The sequence below is a fragment of the Brevibacterium sp. BRM-1 genome (assembly GCF_026802075.1).
GTDB classification, from domain to species: Bacteria; Actinomycetota; Actinomycetes; order Actinomycetales; family Brevibacteriaceae; genus Brevibacterium; species Brevibacterium rongguiense.
This window is the reverse complement of sequence record NZ_CP113788.1, coordinates 521073-539079: the sequence shown is the minus strand read 5'-3', so window position 1 is coordinate 539079 and position 18007 is coordinate 521073. Positions and strand designations below refer to the sequence as shown.

15 protein-coding genes are annotated in these 18007 nt (G+C 72.4%); 9 read left to right on the top strand and 6 right to left on the bottom strand.

The window, feature by feature from the left end; genetic code table 11:
• Positions 1 to 59: 59 nt before the first annotated feature.
• The 3 genes from aat to BRM1_RS02350 all read right to left on the bottom strand — a co-directional run bounded on the left by aat (position 60) and on the right by BRM1_RS02350 (position 2641).
• Entirely contained in the window at positions 60 to 689 is a 630-nt protein-coding gene (gene aat / locus BRM1_RS02360) for a leucyl/phenylalanyl-tRNA--protein transferase (protein WP_268527813.1), read from the bottom strand.
• A gap of 37 nt (positions 690 to 726) precedes the next feature.
• Positions 727 to 1077, bottom strand: a complete 351-nt coding sequence (locus BRM1_RS02355; RefSeq protein ID WP_160953656.1) for a HesB/IscA family protein — start codon at positions 1075 to 1077, stop codon at positions 727 to 729.
• A 142-nt stretch (positions 1078 to 1219) separates the two neighbouring features.
• Positions 1220 to 2641: a dipeptidase gene (locus tag BRM1_RS02350; protein ID WP_268527811.1), complete on the bottom strand. Its 1422-nt coding sequence runs from the start codon at positions 2639 to 2641 to the stop codon at positions 1220 to 1222.
• A gap of 21 nt (positions 2642 to 2662) precedes the next feature.
• Between BRM1_RS02350 and BRM1_RS02345 the strand changes: the two genes are divergently transcribed.
• The gene (locus BRM1_RS02345; protein ID WP_268527809.1) at positions 2663 to 3268 is read left to right on the top strand and encodes a DUF3043 domain-containing protein; all 606 of its coding nucleotides are present in this window, start codon (positions 2663 to 2665) and stop codon (positions 3266 to 3268) included.
• Between the two features lie 123 nt (positions 3269 to 3391).
• Here BRM1_RS02345 and BRM1_RS02340 read toward each other — a convergent pair whose 3' ends face one another.
• On the bottom strand, positions 3392 to 4537 hold the full coding sequence (locus BRM1_RS02340; RefSeq protein ID WP_268527807.1) for a quinone-dependent dihydroorotate dehydrogenase: 1146 nt from the start codon (positions 4535 to 4537) through the stop codon (positions 3392 to 3394).
• A gap of 93 nt (positions 4538 to 4630) precedes the next feature.
• On the opposite strand from BRM1_RS02340, the gene BRM1_RS02335 reads away from it, so the two are divergent.
• The 3 genes from BRM1_RS02335 (at position 4631) to sucB (ending at position 9728) form a co-directional block, all read left to right on the top strand.
• A complete protein-coding gene (locus tag BRM1_RS02335; protein ID WP_268527806.1) occupies positions 4631 to 6133 on the top strand; it encodes a leucyl aminopeptidase in 1503 nt (500 codons plus the stop codon).
• Positions 6134 to 6253: 120 nt separating this feature from the next.
• Entirely contained in the window at positions 6254 to 7645 is a 1392-nt protein-coding gene (gene lpdA, locus BRM1_RS02330; RefSeq protein WP_160954317.1) for a dihydrolipoyl dehydrogenase, read from the top strand.
• Between the two features lie 22 nt (positions 7646 to 7667).
• The gene (gene sucB / locus BRM1_RS02325; RefSeq protein ID WP_268527804.1) at positions 7668 to 9728 is read left to right on the top strand and encodes a 2-oxoglutarate dehydrogenase, E2 component, dihydrolipoamide succinyltransferase; all 2061 of its coding nucleotides are present in this window, start codon (positions 7668 to 7670) and stop codon (positions 9726 to 9728) included.
• A 102-nt stretch (positions 9729 to 9830) separates the two neighbouring features.
• Here sucB and BRM1_RS02320 read toward each other — a convergent pair whose 3' ends face one another.
• Positions 9831 to 11417, bottom strand: a complete 1587-nt coding sequence (locus tag BRM1_RS02320) for a hypothetical protein (RefSeq protein ID WP_268527802.1) — start codon at positions 11415 to 11417, stop codon at positions 9831 to 9833.
• 261 nt (positions 11418 to 11678) lie between these two features.
• Between BRM1_RS02320 and lipB the strand changes: the two genes are divergently transcribed.
• The 3 genes from lipB to BRM1_RS02305 are packed head-to-tail and all read left to right on the top strand — an operon-like array spanning position 11679 to position 14111.
• Positions 11679 to 12317: a lipoyl(octanoyl) transferase LipB gene (gene lipB / locus BRM1_RS02315; protein ID WP_160952422.1), complete on the top strand. Its 639-nt coding sequence runs from the start codon at positions 11679 to 11681 to the stop codon at positions 12315 to 12317.
• A gap of 16 nt (positions 12318 to 12333) precedes the next feature.
• The gene (lipA, locus tag BRM1_RS02310; protein ID WP_160952423.1) at positions 12334 to 13374 is read left to right on the top strand and encodes a lipoyl synthase; all 1041 of its coding nucleotides are present in this window, start codon (positions 12334 to 12336) and stop codon (positions 13372 to 13374) included.
• Positions 13375 to 13376: 2 nt separating this feature from the next.
• Entirely contained in the window at positions 13377 to 14111 is a 735-nt protein-coding gene (locus BRM1_RS02305) for a DUF4191 domain-containing protein (RefSeq protein ID WP_268527799.1), read from the top strand.
• A gap of 201 nt (positions 14112 to 14312) precedes the next feature.
• On the opposite strand, the gene BRM1_RS02300 is transcribed toward BRM1_RS02305, so the two are convergent.
• Positions 14313 to 14756 carry an RDD family protein gene (locus tag BRM1_RS02300; RefSeq protein ID WP_268527797.1) on the bottom strand — a complete coding sequence of 148 codons (444 nt, stop codon included), beginning with the start codon at positions 14754 to 14756 and terminating at the stop codon, positions 14313 to 14315.
• Between the two features lie 195 nt (positions 14757 to 14951).
• Between BRM1_RS02300 and glnA the strand changes: the two genes are divergently transcribed.
• Positions 14952 to 16376 carry a type I glutamate--ammonia ligase gene (gene glnA / locus BRM1_RS02295; RefSeq protein ID WP_268527795.1) on the top strand — a complete coding sequence of 475 codons (1425 nt, stop codon included), beginning with the start codon at positions 14952 to 14954 and terminating at the stop codon, positions 16374 to 16376.
• A gap of 120 nt (positions 16377 to 16496) precedes the next feature.
• Complete coding sequence (locus BRM1_RS02290; RefSeq protein ID WP_268527793.1) at positions 16497 to 17963, top strand: mycothione reductase; 1467 nt, start codon at positions 16497 to 16499, stop codon at positions 17961 to 17963.
• The last annotated feature ends 44 nt before the right edge of the window (positions 17964 to 18007 follow it).

Here is an 18007-nt window from a genome sequence, read left to right as displayed (position 1 = left end):
TCTGACTCTTAACGGATACAGCCTACCGCTACACGGCGTAGAAATTCACACCCAGCTCCTCACTTGGTGGGAAAAGCCTGGCAGTGGTCGTCGCGACCCGCGTCCTCTAGCGCCGCAAGGTATTCGAGCCCGCTGATTTCCGACACGCCGAGCGTGCCGAGGTGCGGGGTCCACCACTGCGCGTCGACGAGCCACCGGCCCGGCGCGGCGGCGTCGAGGCGCCGCACGAGCTCGACGAGTGCGGCCTTCGAGGCGTCGGTGCGCCGGTGGAACATCGACTCGCCCGCGAAGACGGACCCGAAGGCCACGCCGTAGAGGCCCCCGGCCAGTTCGCCATCGGCCCAGACCTCGACCGAGTGCGCGTGGCCGGCCGCGTGCAGCGCCCGGTAGACCTCGGCGATCCGCGGGGTGATCCATGCGCCCTCGCGCTGCGGGTCCGCGCACGCGCTCAGCACCTCGGCGAAGGCGGTGTCCACGGTGGCGGTGAACCTGCGCGCAGACGCGCGCAGGCTGTGGGAGACGTGGAGGTCACCGGGGCGCAGCACACCGCGCCGCTCCGGGGCCCACCAGCCGATCGGGCCGGTTCCGCCTTCGCCGATGCCCATGGGGAAGAGCCCGGCCCGATACGCAGAGAGGACCTGGTCGGCCTCGAGCGCGGTGCCGACCGCGCGCAGGTCTTCCAGGTCCATCTCAGTGGCCCTCCCCGCCGCGGACGGCGGGCGGCGCTCAGTGGAACGAGTCGCCGCAGGCGCAGGAGCCCTGCGCGTTGGGGTTGTCGATCGTGAAGCCCTGCTTCTCGATCGTGTCGGAGAAGTCGATCGTCGAGCCGCTCAGGTAGGGCACGCTCATCTTGTCGACGATGACCTCGACGCCGTCGAAGTCGCGGATGGCGTCCCCGTCGAGGATCCGCTCGTCGAAGTAGAGCTGGTAGATGAGGCCCGAGCAGCCGCCGGGCTGGACCGCGACGCGCAGGCGCAGGTCCGTGCGGCCCTCCTGTTCGAGGAGGCTGCGCACCTTGTCGGCCGCGGGCGCGGAGAGCTCGACCTCGTGGACGGCGGTTCCCTCGGCAACAGTCATCGGATCCCCTTCGCGATTGGGTGTGTGCTCGTTGAGACTACACGCCCAACGCCCGGGCGCCCCGCGCTATTCCAGCCCATCCCCCGTGCTCGCCGCTCCCGCTCGTGACTACCGCTCGTCCCGGCCGCTCTGACCGTCCTGGTCACCGTGGCCGTCCCGGCTCCTGGCCGCCTGCTGCCGCGGGCTGCGCGCCGAGGCGGGCGAGCAGGAGCGCCTCGGAGACGATCGCGGACTCGAAGTCGGGCAGGTAGAGCGATTCGTTGGCGCTGTGGGCGCGCGAATCGGGATCCTCCACCCCCGTGACGAGGATCGAGGCTCCCGGGAAGACCTCGAGGAGGTCCGCGATGAAGGGGATCGAACCGCCCAGCCCGGTGAGCTCGCACGGCGCCCCGAAGCCGTCGGTCAGCGCCTCGCGGGCGAGGCCCACGACCGGGTCGGAGGGGTCGGCGCGCCAGGGGCTTCCCGCCTCGCTGGGGCCGAAGGTCAGCGTGGCCCCGAACGGCACGTGGGCGCTCAGGTGGCGGCGGAGGGCCTCGAGTGCGGCCGCGGGGTCCTCACCCGGGGCGACGCGCACGGAGACCTTGGCCCGCATCGCCGCCTGCAGCGTGTTCGACGACGAATCGACGGCGGGGATGTCGAGGCCGATGACGGTGATCGACGGCTGCGTCCACACCCGGCTCGACAGCGGGCCCGTGCCGATGAGCTCGGTGGAGTCGAGGACCCCGGAATCAGTGCGCACCTGCGCCTCGTCGTAGTCGACCTCCACCTCGTGCGAACCGCCCAATCCCGCGACGGCCACCGAGCCGTCGGGGCCGTGCAGGGTGGCGAGCAGACGCGTCATCGCGAGTGCGGCATCCGGCACCACTCCCCCGTACATGCCCGAGTGGACGGCGTGGTCGAGCGTGCGCACCGTGAACTCGAGGGCGGCCATGCCGCGCAGGCTCGAGGTGAGCGCGGGCACGCCAGGCGCCCAGTTGCCCGAGTCGGCCACGACGATGACGTCGCCGGCGAGGCGGTCGCGGTAGCGGTGGATGAAGTCGGAGAAGCTGGGCGAGCCCGCCTCCTCCTCGCCCTCGGCGAAGAGCACCACTCCGCAGTCCAGCCGGTCGCCGAGCAGCTCCAGCGCCGCCAGGTGGACCATGATGCCCGCCTTGTCGTCCGCCGCCCCGCGGCCGAAGAGCCGGTCGCCGCGCACGACCGCCTCGAAGGGCTCGGAATCCCAGTCCTCCGGGCTGCCGGTGGGCTGGACGTCGTGGTGGGCGTAGAGGACGACCGTGGGGCGACCCGCCGGGGCCGGGCGGCGGGCCACCACGGCCGGATACCCGTCCGTGCCGTCCGGGTTCTTCCCGCGCAGCACCTCCACCTGCTCGAAGCCGGCGTCGGCGGCCAGCTCGGCGACGCGCCGGGCGCTGGCCTCGACGTTGGCCGGGTCCATGCTCGGCCACGCGATCGACTCGATGGCGACGAGTTCGCGCAGCCGCGCGATGATTGCGGGCATGCGCTCGGAGAGCTGGGCGCGCAGCTCGGCCGCGGTGGGCGCTGCGGGCTGGGATTCGGTGTCCATGACTCCGATACTATGGGCTGCGTGATCGGACGGAAGAAGAACGCAGAGCCCGCGCCCACCTCGGCCCCGGAGAGCGCGGGCGCGCACCCCGCGCCCGCGGCCCCTGCCGACGGCAGGAAGGGCCGCCCGACTCCCAAGCGCAGCGCGCAGGAGGCCGCCCGCAAGCAGCCCCTCGTGCCCGATGACCGCAAGCTCGCCAACCGCCGGGCGAAGGAGGAGGGCCGCAAGCAGCGCGAAGAGGCGCGCCTGGGCATGATGAACGGCGACGAGCGCTTCCTCACGCCCCGCGACGCGGGCCCCCAGCGGCGCTACGTGCGCGACTTCGTCGATGCCCGCTTCTCGATCGGCGAGCTGCTCATCCCCGTCGCGATCATCGTCCTCGTCGTGGGCTTCGTGTCCACCGAGCAGATGAAGATGATCTCCACGCTCATCGTCTACGCGCTCTTCGCGCTCATCATCCTCGACTCGATCTTCCTCATCTGGCAGCTGAAGTCCCGGATGAAGATCAAGTTCGGCCGCGACCGCATCGAGCGGGGCCTGAACTTCTACGCGATCATGCGCGCCATCCAGTTGCGCCCGCTGCGGATGCCCAAGGCCGTCGTCAAGCGCGGTCAGTACCCCAGCTGAGCAGTACGCGGCTGAGCGGCAAGCCCGCCGAGGCGCACGCTGGCTGAGTAGCACACCTCTGAGCAGCCAGCCCGCCTAGGCGCACGCTGGCCGAGCTGACCGGCCGAGCGGCCCGGCCGCGCCTCAGTGCCGGGCCAGCAGGCGCGCACCGCCGCGCAGGCCGCGCAGCACGCCGGCGGCCCAGAACGGCCCGCCGTAGATGAGCGCCGTGTAGGCCTGCACGAGCTGGGCGCCGGCCGCCAGGCGGCCGCGGGCGTCGGCCGCGCTCGCCACGCCGCCCGCGGAGACGAGCACGAGGGCGTCGCCCGCCCGCTCGCGGATGAGTCGGAGCACCTCGAACGAGCGCGCGGCGACGGCCGGCCCGGAGATGCCCCCCGCCTCGGCGTCGGCCAGCGCGCGGTCCCGGCCGGCAAGCCCACCGCGGTCGAGGAGCGTGTTCGTGGCGATGAGCCCGTCCGCACCCGTCTCGAGCGCGAGGTCGACGATGGCGGCCACATCGTCGTCGGCGAGGTCCGGGGCGATCTTGATGAGCAGCGGCACCCGACCCAGGGTCGAGCGCGGCGCCGGAGCGCGATCGGCGATCTCCTTGACCGCGGCGATGATGGGGCGCAGCGCCTCGACGGCCTGCAGCTCGCGCAGCCCCGGCGTGTTCGGCGAGCTGACGTTGATGACGAGGTAGTCCGCGAGCGGGGCGAGGATCCGCGCCGAGGTGCGGTAGTCCTCGACCGCGCCGGCCAGCGGCACGACCTTGGTCTTGCCGATGTTCACCCCGATCACGGGGCGGCGGTGGTGAGGGAGTCGGTCGAGCTGCGCCCGCGCGCGGCGGAGGTTGAGCGCCACGGCCCGCGCCCCGGAGTTGTTGAAGCCCATCCGGTTGAGGATCCCCGCGTGGGCGGGCAGCCGGAACAGGCGCGGGCGCTCGTTGCCCGGCTGGCCGTGCGCGGTAACCGTGCCCACCTCGATGTGCCCGAAGCCCAGCAGCGCCATGGCGCGCACGCCGGCCCCGTCCTTGTCGAAGCCGGCGGCGAGTCCCAGGCGGTTGGGAAACGGCAGGCCCAGCACCTCGGCGGGCTCCGCGCCCCCCGGACTGCCGGCACCGCCCGCGCGGCGCGCACTGCTCGGGCCGCCGGCCGCGCAGCGCATGAGCGCGCGCAGGGCCCACCGGGCAGGTGCGAGCGCATCGAGCGCGCGCAGGGCGGCGAAGCTCACGCGGTGGGCGGCCTCGGCGTCGGTGCGGGAGATGAGCAGGCGGTACAGCAGCGGATACACGCCGCCATCCTAGCCAGCGGCCGGCCTCCCAGCGCGCGTACTACGATCGGAGCATCCGCGATCACCGTGCACGACGCCTGCGAGAGGAACCCCATGCCCCTGCCGAAAACCACCGCAGCCCCGACCGCCCCCGCGAAGGCCAAGGCCGATGTCCTCGTCGTCGGCCTGACCTCCGCGCACGATGAGCTGGCCTTGGCCGACGGCGCCCCGGGCGGCGCGCCCGGCACCGCCCTGCTCGCCGCCGCGCGCGCCGTCGGCGCCGCCGCAGCGGTCGGCAGCGCGCAGCGCATCCCCTCCCCCGCGGGCCTCGCCGCCGGCTCCGTCGTGCTCGCCGGCATCGGCGCCGACGACGCGGACACCGCTGAGTCGACCGTCTTCGGCGCCGACCGGCTCGAGCGCCTGCGCCGCGCCGCAGGCTCCGCCACCCGCGCCCTGACGAAGGGCGAGAGCGCCGCACTCGCGCTGCCGGCGCGGACCGCGGAGGAGGCCGAGGCGGTGACGGTGGGCGCGCTGCTCGGCGCCTACCGCTACGTCCAGTACCGCAGCGGCGGCGATGCCGACAAGGGCCCCGCTGCCCTGACGGTCCTCGCCCCCAAGGCCGCCGCCCCCGGCGTGGAGCGCGGCACGGTCATGGCCGCCGCCACCGCGGGGGCCCGCGACTGGGTGAACGAGCCGCCCCTCGACCTCTACCCGGAGTCGTTCGCCGCCGCCGTCACGCAGCGGGCCAAGGACCTCAAGGTCAAGGCCACCGTGCTCGACGACCGCCAGCTGGCCGCGCAGGGCTACGGCGGGCTCACGGGCGTGGGCCGCGGCTCCGAGCGCGGCCCGCGCCTGGTCAAGCTCGAGTACGCGCCCCGCCGCGCACGGGCCCACCTGGCCCTCGTCGGCAAGGGAATCACCTTCGACTCCGGCGGCCTCTCGCTCAAGCCGGCCGCCTCCATGGAGGAGATGAAGTCCGACATGGGCGGGGCGGCGGCTGCCGCCCAGGCGCTCTTCGCCATCGCGGAGCTCGGCCTGCCGGTGCGCGTCACCGCCTGGTTGGCACTGGCCGAGAACATGCCCGGCGGCGGGGCCCAGCGGCCCAGCGACGTCATCCGGATCTACGGCGGCAAGACGGTCGAGGTGACGAACACGGACGCCGAGGGCCGCCTTGTGCTCGCCGACGCCCTCGTCGCCGCCCAGGAGGACAAGCCGGACCTCATCGTCGACATCGCCACGCTCACCGGCGCGCAGATCGTCGCCCTCGGCGACCGGGTGTCCGGTGTCATGGGCACCGCCGAGGCGCGCAACCGGATCGTGCTCGCCTCGGAGCTCAGCGGTGAGCAGATGTGGCCGATGCCCTTCCCGGAGGAGATCCGGGCCGGGTTCGACTCGACCGTGGCCGACCTCAAGAACGCCGGACCGCGGGCCGGCGGGATGCTCGCTGCCGGGATCTTCCTCAGCGAGTTCGTCGCGGACGGCCAGCAGTGGGCCCACGTCGACATCGCGGGGCCGTCGTTTAATTCGCACTCCGGCTGGGGCTACACGCCGGCCGCCGGCACCGGTGTGCCCGTGCGCACCCTCGTCGAGACCGCCGCGGCCCTCTCCCGCGGCTGAGGCGAGCACCACAGGCAGCGCGCGGGCACCGGCCACGACATCGGCCGCCATCCGTGGAAAGATGAGTGCCAGACCGCGGCCCCCGCGGACACCAGACGATCCCGACCCGAGGAGTCATTCGTGAGCGATTCACAGAACACATACGATCTCGTCATCCTGGGTGGCGGACCCGGCGGCTACGCTGCCGGCCTGCGGGCCGCGGAGCTCGGGATGAAGGTCGCCCTGGTCGAGCGCGACAAGGTGGGCGGGACCTGCCTGCACCGCGGCTGCGTGCCGACGAAGGCACTCCTCCACGTCGCGGAGATCGTCGAGGCGACGAAGGACGCCGGCGCGTTCGGCGTGAGCGCCCAGTTCGAGGGCATCGACATGCCCAAGGCGCTCGAGTTCAAGCAGGGCATCACGGACCGCAACTACAAGGGCCTCGCCGGCCTCATCAAGGTCAACGGGATCGACACGATCTCCGGCGAGGGCAAGCTGACCGGCACGGACACCGTCGAGGTCGCCACCGACGACGGCCCCGTGACCCTGACGGGCAAGCACATCGTGCTCGCCACGGGCTCGGAGACGAAGACGCTGGGCATCGACGTCCGCGATCGCGTGCTGACCTCCACCCAGGCCCTCCAGTACGACTCGGTCCCGAAGTCTGCGGTCGTGCTGGGCGGCGGCGTGATCGGCGTGGAGTTCGCCAGCATCTGGAACGACTTCGGCGCCGACGTGACGATCGTCGAGGGCCTGCCGCACCTCGTGGCCAACGAGGACGAGTCGATCTCGAAGGCGCTGGAGAAGGCGTTCAAGAAGCGCAAGATCGGCTTCAAGCTCGGCACCATGTTCAAGTCCGTCGAGCAGGACGACAGCGGTGTCCACGTCACGCTCGACAACGGCGAGGTCCTCGACGCCGAGGTGCTGCTCGTGGCTGTGGGCCGCGGGCCCGTGACCAAGGGCCTGGGCTTCGAGGAGCAGGGCATCACGCTCGACCGCGGCTTCGTCATCACCGACGAGCGCATGCACACCGGGGTGGGCAGCATCTGGGCCGTCGGCGACATCGTGCCGGGCCTGCAGCTGGCCCACCGGGCGTTCGCGCAGGGCATCTTCGTCGCCGAGGAGATCGCGGGCAAGAGCCCCGTGCCCCCGGTCGAGTCCGGCATCCCCCGCGTCACCTACTGCGAGCCGGAGATCTTCTCCGTGGGCCTGTCCCAGGCGAAGGCCGAGGAGGAGTACGGCAAGGACGGCATCGAGACCGTCGAGTTCCCCCTGGGCGGCAACGCGAAGTCGGCGATCCTGCGCACCACGGGCTTCGTCAAGACGATCCGCCAGAAGGACGGCCCGATCGTGGGCGTGACCGGCATCGGCAGCCGCCTGAGCGAGCAGGCCGGTGAGGCGCAGCTCATCGTCAACTGGGAGGCGTTCCCCGAGGAGGTCGCGCAGCTCATCCACGCGCACCCCACCCAGAACGAGGCGATCGGCGAAGCCGCCCTCGCGCTGGCCGGCAAGCCCCTGCACTTCCACAACTGATCTTTCAAGGGAGACTTCCACCATGTCCAACACCGTGCAGATGCCCGCACTGGGCGAATCCGTCACCGAGGGCACCGTCACCCGCTGGCTCAAGGAGGTCGGCGACGACGTCGAGGTCGACGAGCCGCTCCTCGAGGTGTCGACCGACAAGGTCGACACGGAGATCCCCAGCCCGTACGCGGGCAAGCTCGAGAAGATCCTCGCCGAAGAGGACGACGAGGTCGAGGTCGGCGGCGACCTCGCGGTGATCGGCGACGGCTCGGGCTCGGACGAGTCCGAATCAGGCGACTCGGGCCAAGCGGCCTCGCAGGACGCCGAGGACTCGCAGGGGTCCGGCGAGGATGCCAACGAGGAGTACATCCAGGGCGACCAGGACACGGACTCCGATCCCAGCTCGCCCGTCGCCGAGGACGATGCCCAGAGCGGCTCCCTCAACGAGGTCGACGCCTCGCTCGAGGGCGACGACGACTCCGCGCCCGCCGACGGCGGCGCCGCCGACTCGTCGGACTCCGGCGGTGCGTCCGGTTCGGGCGAGTCGACCGACGTGACGATGCCCGCGCTGGGCGAGTCCGTCACCGAGGGCACCGTCACCCGCTGGCTCAAGCAGGTGGGCGACGAGGTCGAGGTCGACGAGCCGCTCCTCGAGGTCTCGACGGACAAGGTCGACACGGAGATCCCCAGCCCGGTGGCGGGTACCGTTCTCGAGCTGCTGGCCGAGGAGGACGAGGAGGTCGAGGTGGGCGGGTTGCTCGCCCGCGTCGGCTCCGGTTCTCCTGCCTCCTCCGGCTCGTCCTCCGACGACGGTGCGGACCAGGAGTCCGCGCAGTCCGGCGAGCAGGACGCGGAGGACTCCGAGCCGGCGCAGTCGGACTCGCAGGAGGCGCAGTCCGAGCAGGCGCAGTCCCAGCAGTCCGGTGAGGCCGAGCAGCAGAAGGCCGCCGCCGAGGAGCAGACCGCTCAGGAGGACGCGCAGGCGCAGGGCTCCCAGGAGCGCAAGCCCGCGGCCGACGATCAGTCGCAGGCGCCCTCCGGTGACAAGCCGGAGCAGAAGTCGGAGCAGAAGTCCGAGGGCTCGGCCGAGCGCTCGGCTTCGATCTCCCAGGCGGTGCAGGCCGACGCCTCGGCCTACGTCACCCCGCTCGTGCGCAAGCTCGCGCGCGAGAAGGGCATCGACCTGTCCGCGGTGCACGGCACCGGCGTGGGCGGGCGCATCCGCAAGCAGGATGTGCTGGCCGCCGCCGAGCGCGGCACCGGCGCGGCCGGCCAGGCGCAGCAGGCCGCGGGTGCGCAGGCGGCCGGGGCGGCCCAGGGCGGCCAGCGCGAGCCCTACCGCCTCGAGATCCCGGAGGAGGCGCAGAAGCTGCGCGGCACGACGCAGAAGGCGCCGCGCATCCGCCAGACGATCGCCGCGCGCATGCGCGAGTCGCTGCAGAACTCGGCCCAGCTCACGCAGACGACCGAGGCGGACATGACCCGCGTGTCGAAGCTGCGCAAGGCCAACAAGGACGCGTTCCAGGCCAAGCACGGCGTCAAGCTCACGTACCTGCCGTTCTTCGCCAAGGCGATCGTCGAGGCGCTGCAGATCCACCCGACGGTGAATGCGCACTTCGACATCGAGGCCAAGCAGATCACGTACTTCGAGAACGTGAACCTGGCCGTGGCCGTCGATACGCCGCGCGGGCTGCTCGTCCCGGTCGTGAAGAACGCCCAGGATCTCAGCATCGCCGGCCTCGCGAAGGCCATCGACGATGTCGCCGAGCGCACGCGCAACGGCAAGATCGCCCCGGACGACCTGTCGGACGGCACGTTCACGGTGACGAACATCGGCAGCTTCGGTGCCCTGTTCGACACGCCGATCATCAACGTGCCGCAGGCGGGCATCCTGGGCACGGGCACCATCCAGAAGCGCCCAGTCGTCGTCAAGGACGCGGACGGCGACGATGCGATCGCCATCCGCGACATGGTCTACCTGCCGCTGACGTACAACCACGAGCTGGTGGACGGCGCGGACGCGGGCCGGTTCCTCAAGACGATCAAGGAGCGCCTCGAGGACGCCAACTTCCAGGCCGATCTGGACCTGTAAGCGGCACCGGCGCAGGCACCGCCGCGCATCGTAGGGGCCCGCAGCCACCTGGCTGCGGGCCCCTGCGGCGTCTCCGGGCGGCCGATCGGGTGGAGGCCGTGCTCAGGCGCGCTCGACGGCGTAGACCCGCCAGGTGCCGCCCGCGTAGCGCAGCTGCGTGCGCACCCGCTGCGAGCCGTAGTCGCGCCGCGCGCCGTCGCGCTCGACGCTGACCGCCATCGTGGCGGTGACGACCGCCTGGTCGCCGGCCGCGCGCTCGACCTTCGGGCTGCCGACCTCGATCCGGACCCGGGACCCGGCGAAGCGGCGCGCGTCCGCTCCCTCCTCCGCGGTGCGCGCCGGCGAGCCCTCGGCGGTGAGCGCGCGCAGGGCCTCGGCGTCCCCGGTCTCGAACGCGCTCGCCCGCGCCGCGGTGAGCGCGGCGAACGCGGCCTCCGGGCTGCCGCGGTCCGCCACCGCCGTACGGCCGCCCGCCGGATCTGCAGCGGCGCCCGAGGCCCCGGTGGTCTGCGGCCGGTGGGCGGCCGCGGGCTCCGGGGTGCGCTCGCCCGCGACGAGGCCAGGCACCAGCAGGGCGGCACCGCCCAGCACCGCAGAGCTGGCCACCGCGAGCCCCAGGGCCCGCGGCGTGAGCCAGGCCGGCAACCTGCGCCGGCCCGCCGCAGCCCCCCGCATCCGGACCCCGGACCGACCGCGGTCCTCCGCCACCCGGATCCGGGAGCCCTTCCGACCGCGCCGCGCCCTGTGGCGCAGCGCCGCCGTGCCCCCGTCTCCGCCCCGGGTGCGGACCCCCGTCCTCCTGCCGTTGCGCTGCCCGTCGTCACCCCTGTCCGCGTCCCTGCCCGCGACCGTGCCCGCTCCCCTGCTCGTTCGCCTGCTGCCGCGTTCGGCCCGCGCGCCGGTGCCCCCCGCCGCGTGCGCCGCGCGCAGCGCGCCCACCGCGCCACCGGCCGGTGCGTCGGCATCCGGGGCCAGCCGGCCCACGAGCCCGGGGTCGAGGCGCAGTCCGGCCGTCGCGGCGGCCCCGACGTCGATGCCGGGCTCGGCGGCGATGAAGGGCAGGGGGCCGGGCTCCGGGCAGGCGAGCAGGGCCGCGGAGACCTCGGCGAGGTCGAGCCGGCCCGCCGCATTGCTGCAGCCGCCCACGAGCAGCTCGTCGATGAGCGCGGCCAGCGCCGTGGGCAGGCCTCCCGGCAGGCCCGCGGCGGGCACCCCGGCCTCCGCCCACGACATGCCCGCAGCGGCCCGGAAGGCCAGCTCGCCCACCGCCTGCGCCTCGGCACCGGGCTCCGCGTCCGCGAGCAGCCCGGGGACCAGCCGAACCCGCGCGGCCGAGTCGAGGGCGAACGCGCCCAGCCGGCCCCGCTCCTTGCCGACCGGGGGTTCGGGCGCGGCCTCGAGGGCGGCCGCGCAGCCGGCGACCACCGCGGCTGTCTGAGCGGCGCTGAGCGCCCCGAGGGCCGTGAGCGCGGCCTCGAGCAGGCCGCCCTCGCAGCGGGGCACGACGAGGCCCTCGACCTGCACGCCTTCGGCGCCCACCGCGCGCGCCTCGCGCACGGCCCCGCCCACCCACGCACGAGCCTCGGCGGGCGGACCCGCGCAGACGAACCAGCGGGTCGACTCCCCCGCGAACACCCGCCAGAGCCCCGGGGCAAGCTCGGCCTCCATATTCCACACATCGACCGCCATGGCCATCCCCCTCGTCCGTTCCTGCCCGAGCCCGTTCCCGCCCGAGTCCGTTCCTGCCGGGCCCGTTCCTACCCGAGCCCGTTCCTGCCCGAGCCCGTTCCTGTGCCGGCCCGTCTCGGAGGGCCCGTTCGTCTCCGTACCCGTGACTACATGCGGTTTGCAGCAGTTTGGCACCTTCCGCGTCGCGGCGTCGGGGGTTATCCACAGCGACACGGCGCACCCGCGGTGGCAGCGGGGTGACCGGGGTTCTAGGCTTGCGCCATGACGTTTGCCGTTCGCACGCTGGGGCTCGCCCCGGACTTCGTCGACTACCGCGCCGCGTGGGACCTCCAACGACAGCTGCACGAGCAGGTGCGCTCCGGCAGCGCCCCGTCGACCCTGCTGCTGTTGGAGCACAGCCCCGTCTACACGGCCGGCAAGCGCACCGAAGACTTCGAACGGCCAGCGGACGGCACGGAGGTCATCGACATCGACCGCGGCGGGCGCATCACCTGGCACGGACCCGGGCAGCTCGTCGCCTACTTCATCTACCGCCTGCGCGATCCCAAGGACGTGCGGCTCTTCGTCGACCAGGTCGAGGAGGCCGTCCTCGGGCTGCTGCCCGAGTACGGAATCGAGGGGCAGCGGGTGGAGGGCCGCTCCGGCGTCTGGCTGCCGGCCGGCGCGGGCCGCCCCGAGCGCAAGATCGCCGCCGTGGGCATCCGCATCCACGAGGGCGTCACCATGCACGGGCTGTCGCTGAACTGCTCGAACGACAGCGCGGGCTTCGATGCCATCGTGCCCTGCGGCATCCCGGACGCCGGGGTCACCACGATGTCCGAGGAGGCCGGCCGCACCATCGCCCCTGCCGACGTCGCCGACGAGCTCGCGAGCGCACTCAACCGCACCATCACCGCCTGAGAGCGAGAGGATCCCCATGACGATCGCCCCCGAGGGCCGCCGCCTGCTGCGCGTCGAGGCGCGCAACTCCGAGACCCCCATCGAGGCCAAGCCCGCCTGGCTCAAGGCCAAGGCCAACATCGGCCCCGAATACGCCGAGCTCAAGTCGCTCGTGCGGGGGGCCGGCCTGCACACCGTGTGCGAGGAGGCCGGCTGCCCGAACATCTTCGAGTGCTGGGAGGACCGCGAGGCCACCTTCCTCATCGGCGGCGAGCAGTGCACGCGCCGGTGCGACTTCTGCCAGATCGACACGGGCCGCCCGGCGGAGTTCGACCGCGACGAGCCGCGCCGCGTGGCCGAGTCGGTGGCGCAGATGGGCCTGCGCTACTCGACGGTGACCGGCGTGGCCCGCGACGACCTGCCCGACGGGGGCGCGTGGCTGTATGCGGAGACCGTCCGCCAGATCCACGACCTGCCCCACGCCGATGGCCAGGGCACGGGCGTCGAGCTGCTCATCCCGGACTTCAACTCCGATGACGAGCAGCTGGCCGAGGTCTTCTCCTCCCGCCCGGAGGTGCTGGCGCACAACGTCGAGACGGTGCCGCGGATCTTCAAGCGGATCCGGCCGGGCTTCCGCTACGAGCGGTCGCTGTCGGTCATCACGAAGGCCCGCGCGGCCGGCCTCGTCACGAAGTCCAACCTGATCCTGGGCATGGGCGAGACGAACGAGGAGGTCATCGCGGCGATGCGCGACCTGCACGCCGCCGGCACGGACCTGCTCACGATCACGCAGTACCTGCGCCCCTCCCCCCGCCACCATCCGATCGACCGCTGGGTCCGCCCGCAGGACTTCGTCGAGCTGCGCGATGCGGGCGAGGAGATCGGCTTCGCGGGCGTCATGTCCGGGCCCCTCGTCCGCTCGTCCTACCGCGCCGGGCGCCTGTGGGCGCAGGCGATGCGCCACCGCGGCACCCCCATCCCCCCGCACCTGGCGCACCTCGACCGCGAGACCCCGGCCAAGCAGGAGGCGCAGTCCGTCGTGGACGCGTTCGGCGCCGGCGAAGAGGTAAGCTTCTGAGAATGGCTGATACCGACACTCCCAAGCGCGGACTCTTCCGCCGCAGGCCGAAGGACCCCTCGAAGCCGGGCCGCATCGCCCAGATGGTCCAGGTCTACAAGATGGCCCGCAAGCACTATCCTGCGGTGCCGTGGCTGCTGGCCGCCGCGATCCTTGGCGGAGCAGCGATCGGCGTCGTCGTGGGACTGCTGCTGCCGCCCATCTGGCTGTGGATCGTCTTCGGCGTCATGGTGGGCCTGCTGGGCGCGGTCTTCATGCTGGGGCGCTTCGCGGAGAGCGCCGCCTTCGAGGAGATGCGCGGCCAGCCCGGTGCGTTCGGCGCGGTGCTCAACACCGTGCGCCGCAGCTGGCTGGCCGAGGAGCAGCCGGTCGCGATCGATCCGCGCACGAAGGACCTCGTCTACCGGGCCACGGGCCTGGGCGGTGTCGTGCTGCTCAGCGAGGGCCCCAAGGGCCGCACCGCGAAGATGCTCGAGAAGGAGCGCAAGCGCCACGAGCGGGTCCTGCCCAACGTGCCGATCACCTGCATCCAGGGCGGCGAGGAGGACGGCCAGGTGCCGATGAGCCGCGTCTCGTCCACCGTGCGCAAGATCCCCAAGAAGCTCAACAAGGCCGAGGTCCTCGTCATCCGCAAGCGCCTGGCGGCGCTCGGCACGATGTCGACGAGGCCGCCGGTGCCCAAGGGCATCGACCCCAACAAGGTGCGCCCCGACCGGCGCGCGATGCGCGGACGCTGACCCGCCCGAGCCGCCAGCGGCCCCCATCCTGCAGGATGGGGGCCGCTGTGCGCTGCCGCGCCGGGTCCGAGGCGCGGTCTGCGGCCGCGCACGGCGCGCCTCGGGCGCGGGCTCAGTGCGGGGGCGCGTGCGCACCGGCCGTTTCAGGTGGGCACGCGCCCCTTCCGCGGGCGCGCTTGCCCCACCGCGTGCTCGCTTGGCCTACCGCGTGCGCACGACGGCCGTGTTAGCGGCGAGATCGTGGAGTCCCCGGTGATCGCGGTTGAAGATGACGGCGGGGATCACGAGGCACAGGAGCACGGCGCGCACGAGCAGCGGCAGGACGCGCGCCCGCCCGCCCCGCGAGTCGATCGTGGTGATCCCCATGAGCCGCTGGCCCACCGTGGCGCCCAGACTGGCCTGGAGCAGCCAGTTCTCCAGCGCGAAGATCGCAATGGTCCACAGTCCGCCGTCGTGGAAGAAGGCGAGGCTGATGAGCCGGCACAGCGTGTAGTCGATGCACAGCGACACGAGCCGGCGCCAGATCGCCGCGGTGGATCCGCGCCCCGTCTGCGGCAGGCCCAGCCGCTCCCCGGGCCACGAGCCCTCCGGCAGGGGCGAGCGGGGGCCTTCGAGCCAGGAGCCGATGTCTTCGCGATTCACCACGTCCCCAGGCTAGCGCGCCAGCCTGAGCGGGCGCCGGAGTGCACACGGGGGGCCATTGGACGGGAAACATGTCCGAAACACGGGCGTGACGCGCACTTCACAGCCCCTGGCTACACTGAGACCGACACTGGGATCGACCGAGCGGGCCGGCGCAAGCGGCCCGGGTCCCAGGCATCGAAGACACCAGGAGTGAGCTTGTTCTCGACACCCTCTGAACTCGTCGCCTATATCAAGGACAACGATGTCGACTTCGTCGACGTCCGGTTCTGCGACCTGCCCGGCGTGGTCCAGCACTTCAACCTGCCCGCCGCATCCTACGGCGAGGAGGAGATCAGCGAGGGCCTGCTGTTCGACGGCTCGTCCATCCGCGGGTTCCAGGGCATCCACGAGTCCGACATGAAGCTCCTGGCCGACGTGGAGACGGCGTTCATCGACCCGTTCCGCGAGGCGAAGACGCTCGTCGTCACCCACTCGATCGTCGACCCGTTCACCGACGAGCCCTACGCCCGCGACCCCCGCCAGGTGGCGGAGAAGGCCGAGGCGTACCTCAAGTCCACCGGGATCGCCGACACCGCGCTGTTCGGCGCGGAGGCTGAGTTCTACCTGTTCGACAGCGTGCAGTTCCAGAACAGCCCCTCCAACAGCTTCTACAAGATCGACGCCGAAGAGGCCGAGTGGAACAGCGGCCGCGAGGAGGAGGGCGGCAACCTGGGCTACAAGACCCCCACGAAGGGCGGCTACTTCCCGGTTCCCCCGCAGGACCACTCCGCCGATGTGCGCGACGCGATCTCGCTCACCCTCGCGGAGATCGGCTTCGAGGTCGAGCGCGCCCACCACGAGGTGGGCAACGCCGGCCAGCAGGAGATCAACTACAAGTTCAACGAGCTCAAGCACGCCGCGGACGAGCTGCTGAAGTTCAAGTACGTCGTGAAGAACGTCGCGCTCGACTACGGCAAGTCCGCGACGTTCATGCCCAAGCCCCTCTACGGCGACAACGGCTCCGGCATGCACTGCCACCAGTCGCTGTGGAAGGACGGCAAGCCGCTGTTCTTCGACGAGAACGGCTATGCGGGCCTGTCCGACGTGGCGCGCTGGTACATCGGCGGGCTCATCGAGCACGCCGGCGCCGTGCTCGCGTTCACGAACCCGACGATCAACTCCTACCGCCGTCTGGTCAAGGGCTACGAGGCGCCGGTCAACCTCGTGTACTCGGCGCGCAACCGCTCGGCGGCCATCCGCATCCCGATCACGGGCTCCTCCCCCAAGGCCAAGCGCCTGGAGTTCCGCGTCCCGGACCCGTCGTCGAACCCCTACCTGGCGTTCTCCGCCCAGCTCATGGCGGGCCTCGACGGCATCAAGAACCGCATCGAGCCGCCGGAGCCGGTGGACAAGGACCTCTACGAGCTGCCGCCCGAGGAGCTCAAGGACATCAAGCTCGTCCCGCAGTCGCTCGAGGAGGCGCTCGCCGACCTCGAGGCCGATCACGACTTCCTCACCGCGGGCGACGTGTTCACCGAGGACATGATCAGCACGTGGGTCGCCTACAAGCGCGACGAGGAGATCGAGGTCGCGAAGCTGCGCCCGACCCCCACCGAGTTCGAGCTCTACTACAGCATCTGAGCACAGCAGCTGAGCACGGCCAGGGCGGCTAAGCGCCGCCCTGCCCGCCCGTCCGCGGCGCCGCATCCCTTCGGGGGTGCGGCGCCGCGGCCGTCCCGGGCGCCCTCGTAGGATGGGGCCATGGCAGACTTCGACGTCCTCATCATCGGCACCGGCTCCGGCAACTCGATCGTCAACCACCGCTTCGACGGGCTGCGCGTCGCGATCGCCGAGGAGTGGCACTTCGGGGGCACGTGCCTCAACGTCGGGTGCATCCCCACGAAGATGTTCGTCCGGGCCGCCGACGTCGCCGAGGACGCGAAGACCGCGCAGGCCGTCGACGTGGAGGCCCGCTACGAGGGCGTCGAGTGGGATCGCCTGCGCGAGCGGATCTTCGGCCGCATCGATGCGATCGAGGCCGACGGCCGCGACTACCGCACCCACCGGCAGGACAACGTCACGGTATTCGCAGAGCACGTCGCCTTCACGGGCCCGGGCAGCTTCGCCACCGCCTCGGGCGAGCGGTTCACGGCCGAGCGGGTCGTCATCGCGGCGGGCTCCACGCCGCGGGATCCGCAGATCGCCGGCATCGACGGCGCACGGATCGACTCCGATGGCTACCCCGTGCACACCTCGGATTCGATCATGCGGCTGCCGAGCCCCCCGCGCTCCCTCATCATCCTGGGCTCCGGCTACATCGCCATGGAGTTCGCCCACATCTTCGCCGGGCTCGGCACCGAGGTGACCGTCGTCGTCCGCGGTCCGCGCCTGCTGGGCGATCTCGACGAGGACGTCTCGGCCGCCTTCACGAAGATCTTCGCCGACTCCCACAGCGTGCGCTTCGGCCTCGAGGCCGAGCGGGTCGAGGTGGGCGGGCCGGGCGGCGTGAGCGTGGCGCTCTCCCCCACCGGCCGGGTCGCCGACGCCACGGCGCAGTCGCTGCAGGCCGACGCGCTCCTCATCGCCACCGGCCGCGTGCCCAACACCGCGGCCCTGGACGCGCAGGCGGCCGGGATCGATGTCCGGGAGGACGGGCGGATCGCGGTCGACGCCTACCAGCGGGTGCTCGCCGGGGGCGAGCCGCTGCCCGGCGCCTTCGCGCTCGGCGACGTGAGCTCGCCGTTCCAGCTCAAGCACGTGGCCAACCACGAGGCGCGGGTCGTCAAGCACAACCTGCTCGCCGACATCGCGGCGGGCAGGCCCGGCGCGGCGCCGGTCGGCGACCTCGAGGAGGTCAACCACCACGCCGTGCCCGCGGCGGTCTTCACCCGGCCCCAGGTGGCGTCCGTGGGCGAGACGGAGGCGGCGCTGCGCGAGCGCGGGGCGCGCTGCGTCGCCCACACCCAGCCGTACTCCTCCACCGCCTACGGCTGGGCGCTCAACGACGAGACGAGCTTCGTCAAGGTGCTGGCCGATCCCGCCACGCGCCTCATCCTGGGCGCGCAGATCGTGGGCCCGGAGGCCTCGATCATCATCCAGCCGCTCATCCAGGCGATGGCGTTCGGCCAGCGCGCGGACGACGTGGCCCAGCACCAGTACTGGATCCACCCGGCACTCACCGAGGTCATCGAGAACGCCCTGCTGGGCCTCGACTTCGACGCCGACTGAGCCGTCCCGCGCGGCCGCGGCTGAGCCGAGTCCGGAGCGAACCG

What these genes read in the sequence shown, in the direction of transcription:
- BRM1_RS02335 (WP_268527806.1), top strand. Translation starts at nt 4,631, where the DNA reads ATGCCCCTGCCGAAAACCACCGCAGCCCCGACCGCCCCCGCGAAGGCC.
- aat (WP_268527813.1), bottom strand. Translation starts at nt 689, where the DNA reads ATGGACCTGGAAGACCTGCGCGCGGTCGGCACCGCGCTCGAGGCCGAC.
- sucB (WP_268527804.1), top strand. Translation starts at nt 7,668, where the DNA reads ATGTCCAACACCGTGCAGATGCCCGCACTGGGCGAATCCGTCACCGAG.
- BRM1_RS02355 (WP_160953656.1), bottom strand. Translation starts at nt 1,077, where the DNA reads ATGACTGTTGCCGAGGGAACCGCCGTCCACGAGGTCGAGCTCTCCGCG.
- lipB (WP_160952422.1), top strand. Translation starts at nt 11,679, where the DNA reads ATGACGTTTGCCGTTCGCACGCTGGGGCTCGCCCCGGACTTCGTCGAC.
- BRM1_RS02350 (WP_268527811.1), bottom strand. Translation starts at nt 2,641, where the DNA reads ATGGACACCGAATCCCAGCCCGCAGCGCCCACCGCGGCCGAGCTGCGC.
- lipA (WP_160952423.1), top strand. Translation starts at nt 12,334, where the DNA reads ATGACGATCGCCCCCGAGGGCCGCCGCCTGCTGCGCGTCGAGGCGCGC.
- BRM1_RS02290 (WP_268527793.1), top strand. Translation starts at nt 16,497, where the DNA reads ATGGCAGACTTCGACGTCCTCATCATCGGCACCGGCTCCGGCAACTCG.
- BRM1_RS02320 (WP_268527802.1), bottom strand. Translation starts at nt 11,417, where the DNA reads ATGGCGGTCGATGTGTGGAATATGGAGGCCGAGCTTGCCCCGGGGCTC.
- BRM1_RS02305 (WP_268527799.1), top strand. Translation starts at nt 13,377, where the DNA reads ATGGCTGATACCGACACTCCCAAGCGCGGACTCTTCCGCCGCAGGCCG.